Source organism: Pseudonocardia sp. GCM10023141 (assembly GCF_042653605.1).
In genome coordinates, this window is record NZ_JBHSIR010000037.1 from 20908 (window position 1) to 34005 (window position 13098).

Here is a 13098-nt window from a genome sequence, read left to right on the forward strand (position 1 = left end):
CCTCGGGTCGCTGGATCGGGTGATCCGCTGGCATGCTGCGCCGATGACAGCCACGGGTGACGCGACCGCACAGGCCCGGCTCACCGCGGAGGAGTGCCTGCGCAGCGGCGACTTCGACGGGCTGCTGGCGCTCGAGGAGCAACTTCGCCAGGACGCCGAGCAGTGGCCGTACCTGTGGTCGGTCGCCGTCGCCATCGCGGCCGCCGAGCGCGGCCGCGACGACGCCCGCGCGCTGCTCGACGAGGCCGTCGACGCCGGGTTCTTCCAGGCCGCGCTCTTCGAGGACAAGCTGGCGAGCTGCTTCGGGAACGACCCGGACTGGCCCCGGCTGCAGGCCCGGATGGAGGCGAACGTTCCGCCGCCACCGGTGGTGCTGCTGTCCTGGCCGGACCCGCCCGCGATGCTGGCACCGCAGCTGGAACGGATCGCCGACGACCGGCAGGCGCGCCTGTGCGCCATGCTGCCGCCGGTGACCGGCTCGGCATGGGAGACCGCCAAGACGTTGCTCACCTGGGTCACCACTCGCTGGGACCACGCCAACGGCACCGTCGAACAGCCCGACGCCGTGGAGATCCTCGAGCGCGCCGCGGCGGGGGAGCGGTTCTCCTGTCGCGAGTTCTCGATCGTGCTGACCCAGGCCCTCAACGCCGTGGGCATCCCGGCGCGCCGGCTGGCGCTGCGCCGCCGCAACTCCCACATCGGCATCGGGCGCGGGCACGTCGTGTCCGAGGCCTGGATCGACGACCTCGGCCGCTGGGTGGTGCTCGACGGTCAGAACGGCGCCTACTGGGCGGACGCCGACGGGGTGCCGCTGGGCCTGGTGGAGTTGCGCCGGGCCTTCCTCGACGGCCAGGCACCGGCCCGTCTCGTCGGGCTGGTCACCGAGCACGAGAGCACCTACGCGGCCGGCTGGTGGCCCTACTTCGCCGCCGGCTCGACCACCGGCTGCGAGTGGGGTGTCGGCGAGGCGTTCGGGCCGATCTTCCAGGAGGGCAACGTGTTCACGGCCGAGCGGCTGCTCGTCGATCCCGCGGCGGCCTACCCGGACCTCGCTGCCGTGGCCATCGGGATCACCGGCTCCGCGGACGCCCCGGCGGTGACCGTGCTGACCGCGCACCCGTACGCGGTGGGCTGCCGGGTGGCCGACGGCGCGCAGTTCTGGGACGTCGGTCCGGGCGAGTCGTGGGCGCTGCGCAGCGATCCCGGCGAGCACAGCGTCGACCTGTTCACCGTGACCGCCTACGGCGCGCACCGGGGCGGGCGCATCGACTACCGGGTCACGGGCTAGTCACCGGGTCGGCCCTGCCGAGCACGTGGTCCTGGATCGCGACCGCGGCGCCGCCGCGCGCCCAGCCGGTGAACGGGATCGGGCGCACCGCGAGCTCGACGGGCGGTGCGGCCCCTGATCGGTGCTCGGCCAGCGTCGCGTCCAGCTCCGGGCGGGCGAGCTCGACGATGCCGACGCCCTCCCCGGAGAGGATCACGAGCGCGGGGTCCATGAGGTTGGCGATGTCGGTGATCAGCAGGCCGAGCGCGCGTCCGGCGTCGCCCACGACCCGTTGCGCCGCCGGATGCCCGTCCCTGGCCAGCTGCAGCGCTTCCGCGTAGGTCACCGGGCGGCCGATCGCCTGCGCCACCCCGCCCGCCACCGAGCTGGACGTCAGCACCGCGTCCGTGCACCCCCGGTGGCCCTCCCGGCACACGCCGCCCGCCCCGAACGGCCGGTGCCCGACCGAGCCGCCGGCACCGTGCGCGCCCTCGACGACGCGGTCGTGCACCACCACCCCGCAGCCGACGCCCGCCCCGATCGTCAGCAGCGCGAACGAGTGCCTCCCGCGGCCGTCACCGAACCAGTGCTCGGCGGCGGTCAGCGCCCGGACGTCGTTGTCGACCACCGTCGGCAGCCCGGTGGCGGCGGCCAGCCGGTCGGCGAGCGGCACGTCGGTCCAGCCCAGGAAGCGCGCCACGACGACGTGGCGGTGGCCGACGGCGAGCCCGCCGATGCCGACGCCGAGCGCCGTGACGTCCGGGTGCGCGGCGCGCAGCTCGGCGACGACCTCGGCGACGGCCGCCACGACGGCGTCCGGGTCGCGGCCGGGCAACGGCCGGACGTGTTCGGCCAGCACCTCGGCCCGCAGGTCGGTGACGACCGCGTAGAGCTCGTCCGCAGTGATCTTGACGCCGACGAACTGCCGCGACCCCGGCCGGACGTCGAGCGGGAGCGACGGCCGCCCGGTGCGCACGTGCACCGCGGTGGTGCCCTCGACGAGCAGCCCGGAGTCGACGAGCGGACGGGTGAGCCGGGTCAGCGAGCCGGGGGAGAGGCCGAGCCGTCGCGAGAGCTCGGACCGGGGCAGCGGGCCGTGGCGCAGCACCTCCACGGCCACCAGCCGATGGCTCCCGTCGAGCGCGGCCCATCCCCCGGCGGGCGGGGTTTGTTCCGGAACGGAAGCCATCGGACCAGCGTATCGGCACGTTCCCAGCTCGGCCCCGTTGCAGGAAAGCCACGTTCCCGCAACGACGTTGCGGGAACGTGGCTTTCCTGCGATCACTGCGAGAGGGCTGGACCGGGCATCAGTCGCGCAGGAGCCGGCGAGCCAGCGCGTCGAGTCCCGCGACAACCTGCGCCGGGCTGAAGCCGCGGGCGCGCCGCTGGTGGCGGTAGACCTCGGGCGCCAGCGGGGCGAGGAGTGCGTCGATGAGCATGTCGGGTTCGGGGATCTCGGCGGCCACGAGCAGCGTGCGGACGTGGAGCTGCCAGAACCCGTACGCGCCGGTGGCGAAGCGGTCGGCACCCTGCTCGGCGCCGAGCACGAGCGGCAGGTGCTCCTCGAGCAGGGCGACCATCGCCGCGTAGAACGCGGCCAGCCGGTCGGCGGGGGCTGCTCCGGGCCCGAGCGGTGGCGGGCCGCCGATCAGCTGCTCCTGCAGGTGGCGCTCGTGCTCGTCGAGCAGCGCGACGGCGATGGAGGAGACGTCCGGGAAGCGGCGGTAGAGGGTGGCCCGGCCGACACCCGCGGCCGCGGCGATGTCGCCCATGGTGACGGCCGCCGGATCGGTGCCGGCGAAGACGTGTCGGGCCGCGTCCAGGACGCGCCTGCGGTTGCGTGCCGCGTCGGCGCGTTCCGGAGCCACGAAACGCAGCCTACTCGATGTGGACATGGTGTCCGGTTGAGCCTACGCTCGCCCACGCAAGAGGACACCGTGTCCACTTAGAGGGGAGCTGATCGATCATGTACCCACTCCTGCTGGCGTCCGCGCTGCTGGCCGGTTTCCTGCTGGCCGTGCAGGCGTCGGTGAACCAGCAGCTGAACCGGGCCGTCGGCACGCCGTTCGGCGCCTCGACGCTGCAACTGCTGGTCGCCGCGTCCGCCCTCGCGGTGCTCGCCGTCGCCACCGGCGCGATCGGGGCCGTGACGCTCCTGCCGGGCGTCGCGTGGTGGCTGCTGCTCGGCGGCCTCGCCAGCCCGCTCTACATCACGGCCGGCATCCTGCTGTTCCCCCGGCTCGGCGCCCTCACCGCGGTGGGCCTGTTCGTGACCGGGCAGGTGTTCGCGTCGCTCGGCCTCGACCTGTTCGGGCTGCTGGCCGTGCCGCAGCGTTCGCCGGGCGCGGGCATGCTGCTCGGTGCGGTGGCGGTGCTGGCCGGGATCACGACGATCATCCGGGGTCGGGTGCTGCCCGGCCGGGCGTCAGTGTCGGCTGTGGACGGTCCGGGGGCCGCGAGCCGGACGTTGCTCGCCGATCCGCCCGTCCGCATGGCGGCCCGGGGCGCATGGCTCGTGCTCGGCCTCGTCGCCGGGGCCGTGCTGCCGCTGCAGGGGGCGGTCAACGCGCAGCTCCGGGCGCGGATCGGTGCGCCGCTCGCGGTGGCGACCGTCAGCTTCGTCGTGGCGACGCTGGCGATCGCCGTGGTACTGGTCGTGCTCGTGGCGCTGCGCCGCACCCCGGCCCCCGCGCTCGCGCCGTTGCGTCGGATGCCCTGGTGGGGCTGGCTCGGCGGGCTCTGTGCGGCCGCCTACGTGACGGCGACCTTCCTGTTGCTGCCGACGATCGGGGCGGCCGTCACCGTCGCGCTGACGGTGACGGGACAGCAGCTGGCCTCGGCGCTGGTCGACCAGTTCGGCTGGTTCCGGATGCCGCGGCGACCGCTGACCGCCGCGCGTGGTGGGGGACTGGTGCTGCTGGTGGTGGGCTCGGTGTTGGTGCAGGTGGGGTAGGCGCCGGCCGACCTGGAAGACGCCGACCTGAAAGACCGGGCCCCGCATCGGCTCGCACTCCCACCCACCCATTCCGGGTAGGGAGGTGGCGTGCAGGCGGGTCGAGCCACCGCCGATGTGGGGTCAGCCCCGCAACGGCGTGCGCGCCCCCGTGCCGGGCTCGCCCTTCACCGTGAGCACCCCGCCGATCGTGTGCCGCAGCCAGCCGAGCACGACCCGGTCGTCCAGCGTCAGCGCCACCTCCGGCCCGCTGAGCGTCAGCCGTGCCACCGGCCGGTGCTGCAGGGCGTCGCGGATCGCGGCGGCCAGTTCGGGGGTGGCCAGTACCTGCACCCCGTCGTGTCGGACGGCCTGGGTCCCGGGGATGGGCGCGGCGGCATCGGGTCCGGTGCTCAGGACGTAGCCACAGCCGTGGCGGTCGTCGAATCCGGTGACGATCACGGCCGTCTACTCCGCGTTCCCGGTGCGGGACCGGTGGTGGGGAACGGGCTGCGGCGTGGCTGCGGGGGCACTCACGGGTTCCAGCATGCTGCGGCGGGCGGGAGCGGCGCCATCGCAGGCCCGCAGGGCCGGCTCCGCGACGGCGTCCACTGCCCTGATCGTGCGCGACATGGAGGCCTCCGGAGTGCTCGACGGTGCGTGCCGATCGCCGGACCCTATCCAGCTCAGCGCACCCACGTCCGGAGGAAACTTCCTTCGGCGTAGTGCCGGAAGACCGTGGCGGGGGCCACGGGTGAGGAGTTTCACGCTCACAGGGCGTTTGCCCAGTGCTTACTCGATGGTAACTATTGCGAGCAGTACCGCCCTGCCGTGCTCTTGCACAGCGGCGGTGGCAGAGTTCGACACATCCGTTATGGGGCTCCCGCCCCGATCAGGTGGCCCCGACAGTTGCTGGGGCGCCCCGTGACATCCGAGAGCGGCACGCCCGCCCGGCAGGAGGTCGAAGAGGTCCGATGAACATCGTCGTGCTGGTCAAGCAGGTGCCGGACACCTATTCGGAACGAAAGCTGAACGCTTCGGACGGCACCCTCGACCGGGAAGCCGGCGACGCGGTGCTCGATGAGATCAACGAGCGCGCCGTCGAGGCGGCCCTGCAGCTGAAGGAAGCCAACGACGGGTCGGAGGTGACGCTGGTCGCGATGGGTCCCGACCGCACCACCGACGCCATCCGCAAGGCACTGTCGATGGGTGCCGACAAGGCCGTGCACCTGTCCGACGAGGCGCTGCGCGGTTCCGACGCGGTGCAGACCGCTCGCGCGCTGGCCAAGGCCATCGGCACGATCGGTGACTTCGACCTGGTCATCGCCGGCAACGAGGCGTCCGACGGCCGCTCGGGTGCGATCCCCGCGATGGTCGCCGACGTGCTGGGCCTGCCGGCGCTGACCCACGCCCGGGAGATCACGGTCGAGGGTGGCTCGCTGACCGTCAAGCGCGAGACCGACGACGGCGTGACGTTCCTGTCCGCCGACCTGCCGGCCGTCGTGTCGGTCAGCGAGAAGATCAACGAGCCGCGGTACCCGTCGTTCAAGGGCATCATGGCCGCCAAGAAGAAGCCGGTCTCCACCATCACGCTGGCCGACGCCGGCATCGATGCGTCCGAGGTCGGGCTCGCCAACGCGCTGTCCAGCGTCACCTCCGCCTCGCCCAAGCCGCCCAAGAGCGCAGGCGAGAAGGTCGAGGACGAGGGCGACGGCGGCGCGAAGATCGCGGCGTACCTCGTCGCGCAGAAGCTCATCTGACCGACCGACGAGAAGAGGAGAACCCCATGACCGAGGTACTGGTCCTCGTCGACCACGTCGAGGGTGAGATCAAGAAGGCCACCTACGAGCTGCTCACCGCGGCCCGCGCGCTGGGCGAGCCGTCGGCGGTCGTCGTCGGCCCCGCCGGCACGGCCGGCAAGCTGAGCGACGGCCTCAAGGCCAACGGCGCGGAGAAGATCTACGTCGCCGAGACCGACAGCACCGCCTTCCTCGACTCCGAGGTCGGTGTGCTGGCCGCGCTGATCGAGGCGAAGTCCCCGGCGGCCGTGCTGATCGGCGTCTCCGCCGACGGCAAGGAGATCGCCGGACGGCTCGCCGTGCGCACCGGCTCGGCGCTGCTGGCCGACGTCGTCGCCGTCGGCGCCGAGAGCGCCACCCATTCCGTGTTCGGTGGCGCGTTCGTCGCCGAGGCGAAGTGGAACACCGCACACCCGGTGATCACGCTGCGCCCGGGTTCGGTGGAGATCGAGGCCACCGCGGGTGCGGGCGCCGAGGAGACCGTCGAGGTGCCGGCCCCGGCCGGCCGCGTCGCCACGGTCACCAGCCGCGAGCCGATCACCGGTGGCGACCGCCCGGAGCTCACCGAGGCCAGCGTCGTGGTCTCCGGTGGCCGCGGTGTCGGTTCGGCCGAGGACTTCTCCGTGGTGGAGGAGCTGGCCGACGTGCTCGGTGCCGCCGTGGGCGCGTCCCGCGCGGCCGTCGACTCGGGCTACTACCCCCACCAGTTCCAGGTGGGGCAGACCGGCAAGACCGTGTCGCCGCAGCTCTACATCGCACTGGGCATCTCCGGCGCGATCCAGCACCGCGCCGGCATGCAGACCTCGAAGACGATCATCGCGGTCAACAAGGACACCGAGGCGCCGATCTTCGAGATCGCCGACTTCGGTGTGGTGGGCGACCTGTTCAAGGTGGCCCCGCAGCTCAAGGACGAGGTCACCAAGCGCAAGAGCTGACGACCTCGTTCGAACCGGTGCCCCGGACGGCCCAGCCGCTCGGGGCACCGCTGTGTGCAGGGCCGTCCGGGACGTCAGCATGGACGCCCTCCTGACGTCCGGACCGCGCCCTGTTCACCCGGTTGCCATCACCTCGTGGTGGTTGGTGGGTTCGCCCGTTGCCCGCGGCGCGTACCAAGCTCCTGTGACCTCATCGCAGGTGCTCGTCCAGACGCCGCAGGCCGCCGCGTCCCGGTACACGCTGCTGCTGACCACCGACTCCGACGAGGTGCGCGCCGCGCAACGGCTGCGCCACCGGGTGTTCGCCGGGGAGCTCGGCGCCACCCTGCACAGCCCCGAAGACGGGCTCGACATCGACCGGTTCGACGACTTCTGCGACCACCTGGTCGTCCGGGAGGACGGCACCGGGGAGATCGTCGGGACCTACCGGATGCTCCCGCCGGACCGGGCCCGCGCCGCGGGCTCGCTGTACGCGGAGGGCGAGTTCGCGATCGACGCGCTCGCACCGCTGCGGCCCCAGCTCGTGGAGGCGGGTCGTTCCTGTGTGCACCCCGACCACCGCGGCGGTGCCGTCGTCGGGCTGGTCTGGGCCGGGATCGCCCGCTACATGCTGCTCACCGGCAACCGCTGGCTGACCGGCTGCGCCAGCGTCCCGCTCACCGACGGTGGCGCGACCGCGGCCGGGGTGTGGGACCAGGTGCTGGCCCGCCACCTCGCGCCCGAGCAGTACCACGTGCGCCCGCACCTGCCGTGGGACCCGACGGGCATCACCCGGCCCCGACGGTCGGCGCTGCCGCCGCTGCTGAAGGGGTACGTCCGGCTCGGCGCCTGGGTCTGCGGGGCACCCGCGCACGACCCCGACTTCGACTGCGCCGACTTCCTGGTGCTGCTGGGCCTGGATCAGATCGACGCCCGGTACCTGCGCTTCTTCCTGGGTGCGAGCTGATGACCGCCCTGATGCCTGCGCTGGCCGCGCTCGCCGCCCCGCCCGCGCACCCGACGACGGTGGCGGGCGGCTGGGCGCCCAGCTCGCCGTGCACCCCCGACTGCCTGCCCGCCGAAGGACCCACGGTGGGGCGGGTCCGCGTCGCGGCGCGCCTCACCGGCATGGCCACCGTGCTGCTGGCCGCCGTCGCGCTGGCATCCGTGCTGCCGGCGACGCTGCGCGCCCGCTGGCTGCAGGCCTGCTGCCGGGCCGTGCTGCGCGCAGCGGGCGTCCGGCTGCGGATCAGGGGCACGATCGAGCCCGGCGGGCTCGTCGTCGCCAACCACCTGTCGTGGCTCGACATCCTGGCGCTCGACGCGCTGACGCCGCTGCGGATGCTCGCGAAGACCGAGGTGCGCGGCTGGCCCGTGATCGGCGGGCTCGCCGCCCGCACCGGAGCGGTGTTCGTCGACCGTGCGGGGTTGCACGCGCTGCCCGCCGTCGTCGCCGGCACCGCCGACGCGCTGCGCTCCGGCGCCACCGTCGGTGTCTTCCCGGAGGGCACGACCTGGTGCGGGGCGGCGGCGGGACGCTTCCGCCGGGCCGCGTTCCAGGCGGCGATCGACGCCGGCGCCACCGTCCGCCCGGTGGCCATCGCGCTGCGCACCGCGGGCGGCGCACCGGCCCGCGCGGCCGCCTTCGTCGGCGACCAGACGCTGCTGGACTCGCTGCTGCGCGTCGTCCGGATGCCGGCACTGGAGTGCGAGGTGACGGTGCTGGCGGCGATCCCGGCCGGCACCGCAGCCGACCGCCGGGAGCTGGCGCTGCTCGCGAGCGCGACGGTCGGCCGGGCCACCGGGGTGGGGCACGGGGTGCAGCCGGACCTCCTCACACGTCAGCAGGGTGGCCCTCCTGACGTTGGACGTCAGCAAGGTGGCCCTCCTGACGTGCAGGCCGCCGCGTAGAACCCCCGCGCCACGGCGTCTACCCTGATCGGGGATCAAGGCGACCGGACGGGTAGTGGACGTGGATGGCAGCAACGCGCTCGGCAGGCGGGGCGAGATGACCGCAACCTCCGCACCGGTACGGGAGGTCTACCTCGACCACGCCGCCACCACCCCGATGCTCGACGAGGCGGTCGCGGCCATGGCGGCGGCACTGGCCCGCACCGGCAACGCGTCCTCGCTGCACTCGGCAGGCCGGCGCGCGCGGCGCGAGGTCGAGGAGTCGCGCGAGCGCATCGCGGCGTCGGTCGGCGCGCGGCCGTCGGAGGTCGTGCTCACCACCGGTGGCACCGAGAGCGACAACCTCGCCGTCAAGGGCCTGTACTGGTCGCGGCTGGGCGCCGATCACCGCCGCCGCCGCGTGCTGGTCTCGGCGCTGGAGCACCATGCCGTGCTGGAGTCGGCGGAGTGGCTCCACGAACACGAGGGTGCCGACGTCGAACTGCTCGAGGTCGACGCGCACGGCCGGGTCCGCCCCGAGGTGCTGCGCGCCGCGCTGGAGCGCGCTCCGGAGCAGGTCGCGCTGGTCTCGATCATGTGGGCCAACAACGAGGTCGGCACCGTCAACCCGATCCGGGAGCTCGCCGCCGTCGCCCACGAGTTCGGCGTGCCGATGCACACCGACGCCGTGCAGGCCGTCGGCATCCTCGACGTCGACTTCGCGACCTCCGGCGTCGATGCGCTCTCGCTCACCGGCCACAAGCTCGGCGGCCCCTTCGGCGCCGGCGCGCTGCTGCTGGGCCGCACCGTCGAGCTCACGCCGCTGCTGCACGGCGGCGGCCAGGAGCGCGACGTGCGGTCGGGCACGCTAGACACCCCCGCGATCGTCGGCCTGGCCACGGCCGTCGAGCGCGCGGTCGCCGACGCGCCACGGCGCGCGGTGGCCATCGCCGGGCTGCGCGACGACCTCGTCGGCAAGATCCGGGCCACCGTCTCCGACGCCGTGCTCAACGGCGATCCCGGCACCGGCAGTGTCGACGGCGGCCCGTCCCGGCTGCCGGGCAACGCGCACCTGTCGTTCCCCGGCTGCGAGGGCGACAGCCTCCTGATGCTGCTCGACGCGCAGGGCATCGAGTGCTCCACCGGTTCGGCCTGCACGGCAGGGGTCGCGCAGCCCAGCCACGTGCTGCTCGCCATGGGCGCCGACGAGGCCGCCGCGCGGGGTTCGCTGCGGTTCAGCCTCGGCCACACCACCACCGGCGCCGACGTCGACGCGGTCGCGAGCGTGATCGGCCAGGTCGTGGAGCGGGCCCGCCGCGCCGGTCAGCCCTCGCTGGTCGGGAGGTAGCCGTGCGCGTCCTCGCGGCCATGAGTGGCGGTGTCGACTCGGCGGTGGCCGCCGCCCGCGCCGTCGATGCCGGGCACGACGTCGTCGGCGTGCACCTCGCGCTCTCCCAGACCCAGGCCACGCTGCGCACCGGATCGCGCGGCTGCTGCTCCAAGGAGGACGCGGGCGACGCTCGCCGCGCGGCCGACGTGTTGGGCATCCCGTTCTACGTCTGGGACTTCGCCACGCAGTTCACCGAGGCCGTCGTCGACGACTTCGTGGCCGCCTACGCCGCCGGGCAGACGCCCAATCCCTGCCTGCGATGCAACGAGAAGATCAAGTTCTCGGCCCTGCTGGACCGGGCGCTCGCGCTCGGGTTCGACGCGGTGTGCACCGGGCACTACGCCCGCCTCACCCAGGACCCCGACGGGGTCGCGGAGCTGCGCCGGGCCGTCGATCCCGACAAGGACCAGTCCTACGTGCTCGCGGTGCTCACCCGCCACCAGCTGGCGCACGCCATGTTCCCGATCGGCGACACCCCGAAGGCGCAGGTCCGGGCCGAGGCCGCCGAGCGCGGGCTGCGCGTGGCCGACAAGCCCGACAGCCACGACATCTGCTTCATCCCCTCCGGCGACACGCAGGCGTTCCTCACCGAGCGGCTCGGCGTCCGTCCGGGTGCGATCGTCGACGACGCCACCGACACCGTGCTGGCCCGCCACAACGGGGTGCACGAGTTCACCGTCGGGCAGCGCAAGGGGCTCGGGGTCGCGGCGCCCGCCGCCGATGGCCGCCCGCGCTACGTGCTGGGCATCGAGCCGGTCAGCGGCACGGTCCGGGTCGGGTCCGCTGCCGCGCTCGACGTCCACGCGATCGAGGCAGGCGCGCCGGTGTGGAGCACCGGTGGCGCGCCCGGCGAGCGGTTCGCGTGCGTCGCGCAGGTGCGGGCACACGGCGGGCTGGCCACGGCCGTGGCCGAGCCGGGGCCCGACGGGCTGCACGTGGAGCTGGCCGAGCCGCTGCGCGGTGTCGCACCGGGTCAGGCGGTGGCGCTCTACCGCACCGACCCCGCAGGCGATGTCGTGCTGGGCAGCGCCACGATCACCGCAACCCGCTGACGGCCCCGGCCCGGCGATTGCGGGAAGTGGCTGCCAGGAGAATCCCCATCCGAACGCGGCCTACCAGCGGGACCACCGGGAACCGCACCCGACACCCCCGCGCCGGCCCCGTTGCGAGAGCCCGCCGCGCCGGGCGAGTGATCAACGCCCACAGGTTCCGGTTCGATCATGAGCCAGTGCGCGCTCGACCACCGGCACGAAGATCAACGCCTACTGGGTCATGGTCAACACCGAACCAGTGGGCGTTGATCACCCCACCCGCACCGCAGCGCCCCACGCCGGGCCCTCCTGTGCGCCTCGGCGAGCATGATCCGCGCGAGCCGCACCACAGCGCCGTCCCGAGGACCGCGGGGTGCGGCTCGTCCGCGCCGGGAGGGCACGACCCCCTCCTGTTGATCTTCCGGCCCGGCGAGGGCGCAGTAGCGCGGGGCACGCCCCCCCATCCGCAACCGACGTCCCGGTTCTCGTCTTTCATGGCGACCGAAGGCCATGACGGACTTTCCTGCAACGGGGCGTGGCCCGGCGGCACCACCCCGCGCCCGGGCGCCGGATCACCTGCGCCTGGGAGCGCCTGGTAGACACCGCTCGTGAGCACCGATGACGTTCTGGCCGCAGCACTCGCCGCAGCAGGTCTGGCGGGCGCGCGCCCCGGGGAGGCGGCACCGCCGCCACCCCCGGTCGTCTCGGCGTCCACCGTCGAGGAGGACGTCCCGCCGCCGCCCGCACCCCGCTGGCCCGCAGGCGCAGCCACCGGCGTCGGGTCGATGCCGGGGGAGGACCCTCGCGAGTCGGCCGCCGTGGTCGTCGGGGAGCTGCCGCTGCTCCCGAGCATCCCGGAGCTGCCCGCCCGCGGCGTCGGCGCCGACATGATCGGGCGCACCGCCGCGCTGCTCGTCGACATCGCCGTGGAGGTGGTGGCGTCCGGGTACCGGGTGGCGTCGCGGCCGGGCATCGACCACCGCCGCGGCTACGACCTGCTGCGCGGTGACATGGACGCGTTCGACGAGGCCTGCGACCCGGTCCGGCCCGGCTGGGTGAAGGTGCAGGCGATGGGGCCGTGGTCGCTCGCGGCGTCGGTCGAGCTGCACTCCGGCCACAAGGTGCTCACCGACCACGGTGCGGTGCGCGAGTTCGCCGCGAGCCTGACCGACGGGCTGCGCGCCCACATCGACGAGGTCGCGGCCCGCACCGGCGCCGCCGTGCTGCTGCAGCTCGACGAGCCGTCGCTGGGCGCGGTGCTGCTGGGCCGGATCCCCACGCCGTCGGGCTACGGCACCGTCGGTTCGGTGTCCGACCCGGCGGCCAAGGCGGTGCTGCGATCGGTGATCGAGGGCGTCGGGGTGCCGGTGGTGCTGCACTGCTGCGCCGCCCAGCCGCCGATGCAGGTGCTCGCCGACGTCGGCGCCGCTGCGATCGGGATCGACGCCACGCTGCCGGCGGTGTCCGGTCCCACCGCGCATCCCAAGGCCCTCGACGCGCTCGGCGAGATCTGGGACGCGGGCGTGCCGCTGTTCCTGGGGATGGTGCCCGCGCTCGACCCCAACCGGCCGAGCAACAGCGGTCCCGTCACGAGCCGCATGCTGGCCGGCCGGGCCTTCGACCTGGCGGATCGGCTCGGCTTCGCCCGGGAACGGCTCTCGACGCTGGCCGTCCCGACCCCCACCTGCGGGCTCGCCGGCACCAGCCCGACGTGGGCGCGCCGCGCGCTGGAGCTGTGCCGGGAGCTGGGCACGGCCTTCACCGACCCGCCCGACAATGACCACGATCCGCGCGATGACCCCCGCGACGAGCGGGACCGGGACTGATCTCCGCCCATCATCATCGGGTGATCCACGAAGAATGTCGCGGTCGGTG

13 protein-coding genes are annotated in these 13098 nt (G+C 74.0%); 9 read left to right on the forward strand and 4 right to left on the reverse strand.

All coding sequences use genetic code 11. The features are described 5' to 3' along the window. Nucleotides 1-43: 43 nt before the first annotated feature. Nucleotides 44-1288: a transglutaminase domain-containing protein gene (locus ACFPFQ_RS23030; protein WP_379622152.1), complete on the forward strand. Its 1245-nt coding sequence runs from the start codon at nucleotides 44-46 to the stop codon at nucleotides 1286-1288. Here ACFPFQ_RS23030 and ACFPFQ_RS23035 read toward each other — a convergent pair. After that, nucleotides 1278-2456, reverse strand: coding sequence for an ROK family protein (locus ACFPFQ_RS23035; protein ID WP_379622154.1), 1179 nt, complete (start codon nucleotides 2454-2456; stop codon nucleotides 1278-1280). The two genes, ACFPFQ_RS23030 and ACFPFQ_RS23035, sit on opposite strands and share 11 nt — an antisense overlap. Nucleotides 2457-2574: 118 nt before the next feature. After that, complete coding sequence (locus ACFPFQ_RS23040) at nucleotides 2575-3162, reverse strand: TetR/AcrR family transcriptional regulator (protein WP_379622156.1); 588 nt, start codon at nucleotides 3160-3162, stop codon at nucleotides 2575-2577. A gap of 71 nt (nucleotides 3163-3233) precedes the next feature. On the opposite strand from ACFPFQ_RS23040, the gene ACFPFQ_RS23045 reads away from it, so the two are divergent. Next, nucleotides 3234-4220: a DMT family transporter gene (locus ACFPFQ_RS23045; protein ID WP_379622158.1), complete on the forward strand. Its 987-nt coding sequence runs from the start codon at nucleotides 3234-3236 to the stop codon at nucleotides 4218-4220. 123 nt (nucleotides 4221-4343) lie between these two features. Here the strand turns inward: ACFPFQ_RS23045 and ACFPFQ_RS23050 are convergent, their stop codons facing one another. Further along, complete coding sequence (locus ACFPFQ_RS23050; RefSeq protein WP_379622160.1) at nucleotides 4344-4661, reverse strand: hypothetical protein; 318 nt, start codon at nucleotides 4659-4661, stop codon at nucleotides 4344-4346. A 6-nt stretch (nucleotides 4662-4667) separates the two neighbouring features. After that, nucleotides 4668-4832, reverse strand: coding sequence for a hypothetical protein (locus ACFPFQ_RS23055; protein ID WP_379622162.1), 165 nt, complete (start codon nucleotides 4830-4832; stop codon nucleotides 4668-4670). A 341-nt stretch (nucleotides 4833-5173) separates the two neighbouring features. On the opposite strand from ACFPFQ_RS23055, the gene ACFPFQ_RS23060 reads away from it, so the two are divergent. The 7 genes from ACFPFQ_RS23060 (at nucleotide 5174) to ACFPFQ_RS23090 (ending at nucleotide 13049) form a co-directional block, all read left to right on the forward strand. Beyond that, on the forward strand, nucleotides 5174-5959 hold the full coding sequence (locus ACFPFQ_RS23060) for an electron transfer flavoprotein subunit beta/FixA family protein (RefSeq protein ID WP_379622164.1): 786 nt from the start codon (nucleotides 5174-5176) through the stop codon (nucleotides 5957-5959). Between the two features lie 26 nt (nucleotides 5960-5985). Next, a complete protein-coding gene (locus ACFPFQ_RS23065; RefSeq protein WP_379622165.1) occupies nucleotides 5986-6933 on the forward strand; it encodes an electron transfer flavoprotein subunit alpha/FixB family protein in 948 nt (315 codons plus the stop codon). Between the two features lie 184 nt (nucleotides 6934-7117). Continuing rightward, nucleotides 7118-7879 carry a GNAT family N-acetyltransferase gene (locus tag ACFPFQ_RS23070; RefSeq protein ID WP_379622167.1) on the forward strand — a complete coding sequence of 254 codons (762 nt, stop codon included), beginning with the start codon at nucleotides 7118-7120 and terminating at the stop codon, nucleotides 7877-7879. After that, entirely contained in the window at nucleotides 7879-8823 is a 945-nt protein-coding gene (locus tag ACFPFQ_RS23075) for a lysophospholipid acyltransferase family protein (RefSeq protein ID WP_379622169.1), read from the forward strand. The genes ACFPFQ_RS23070 and ACFPFQ_RS23075 overlap by 1 nt, the downstream gene beginning before the upstream one ends. A gap of 97 nt (nucleotides 8824-8920) precedes the next feature. Continuing rightward, nucleotides 8921-10150 carry a cysteine desulfurase family protein gene (locus ACFPFQ_RS23080; RefSeq protein ID WP_379622239.1) on the forward strand — a complete coding sequence of 410 codons (1230 nt, stop codon included), beginning with the start codon at nucleotides 8921-8923 and terminating at the stop codon, nucleotides 10148-10150. A gap of 2 nt (nucleotides 10151-10152) precedes the next feature. Next, nucleotides 10153-11244, forward strand: a complete 1092-nt coding sequence (gene mnmA, locus ACFPFQ_RS23085; protein ID WP_379622171.1) for a tRNA 2-thiouridine(34) synthase MnmA — start codon at nucleotides 10153-10155, stop codon at nucleotides 11242-11244. 587 nt (nucleotides 11245-11831) lie between these two features. Then, a complete protein-coding gene (locus ACFPFQ_RS23090; protein WP_379622172.1) occupies nucleotides 11832-13049 on the forward strand; it encodes a methionine synthase in 1218 nt (405 codons plus the stop codon). The last annotated feature ends 49 nt before the right edge of the window (nucleotides 13050-13098 follow it).

Excerpts from the sequence above, each read along its gene's own strand:
- ACFPFQ_RS23030 (WP_379622152.1), top strand. The coding sequence starts at position 44 with ATGACAGCCACGGGTGACGCGACCGCACAGGCCCGGCTCACCGCGGAG.
- ACFPFQ_RS23035 (WP_379622154.1), bottom strand. The coding sequence starts at position 2,456 with ATGGCTTCCGTTCCGGAACAAACCCCGCCCGCCGGGGGATGGGCCGCG.
- ACFPFQ_RS23040 (WP_379622156.1), bottom strand. The coding sequence starts at position 3,162 with ATGTCCACATCGAGTAGGCTGCGTTTCGTGGCTCCGGAACGCGCCGAC.
- ACFPFQ_RS23045 (WP_379622158.1), top strand. The coding sequence starts at position 3,234 with ATGTACCCACTCCTGCTGGCGTCCGCGCTGCTGGCCGGTTTCCTGCTG.
- ACFPFQ_RS23055 (WP_379622162.1), bottom strand. The coding sequence starts at position 4,832 with ATGTCGCGCACGATCAGGGCAGTGGACGCCGTCGCGGAGCCGGCCCTG.
- ACFPFQ_RS23060 (WP_379622164.1), top strand. The coding sequence starts at position 5,174 with ATGAACATCGTCGTGCTGGTCAAGCAGGTGCCGGACACCTATTCGGAA.
- ACFPFQ_RS23065 (WP_379622165.1), top strand. The coding sequence starts at position 5,986 with ATGACCGAGGTACTGGTCCTCGTCGACCACGTCGAGGGTGAGATCAAG.
- ACFPFQ_RS23075 (WP_379622169.1), top strand. The coding sequence starts at position 7,879 with ATGACCGCCCTGATGCCTGCGCTGGCCGCGCTCGCCGCCCCGCCCGCG.
- ACFPFQ_RS23080 (WP_379622239.1), top strand. The coding sequence starts at position 8,921 with ATGACCGCAACCTCCGCACCGGTACGGGAGGTCTACCTCGACCACGCC.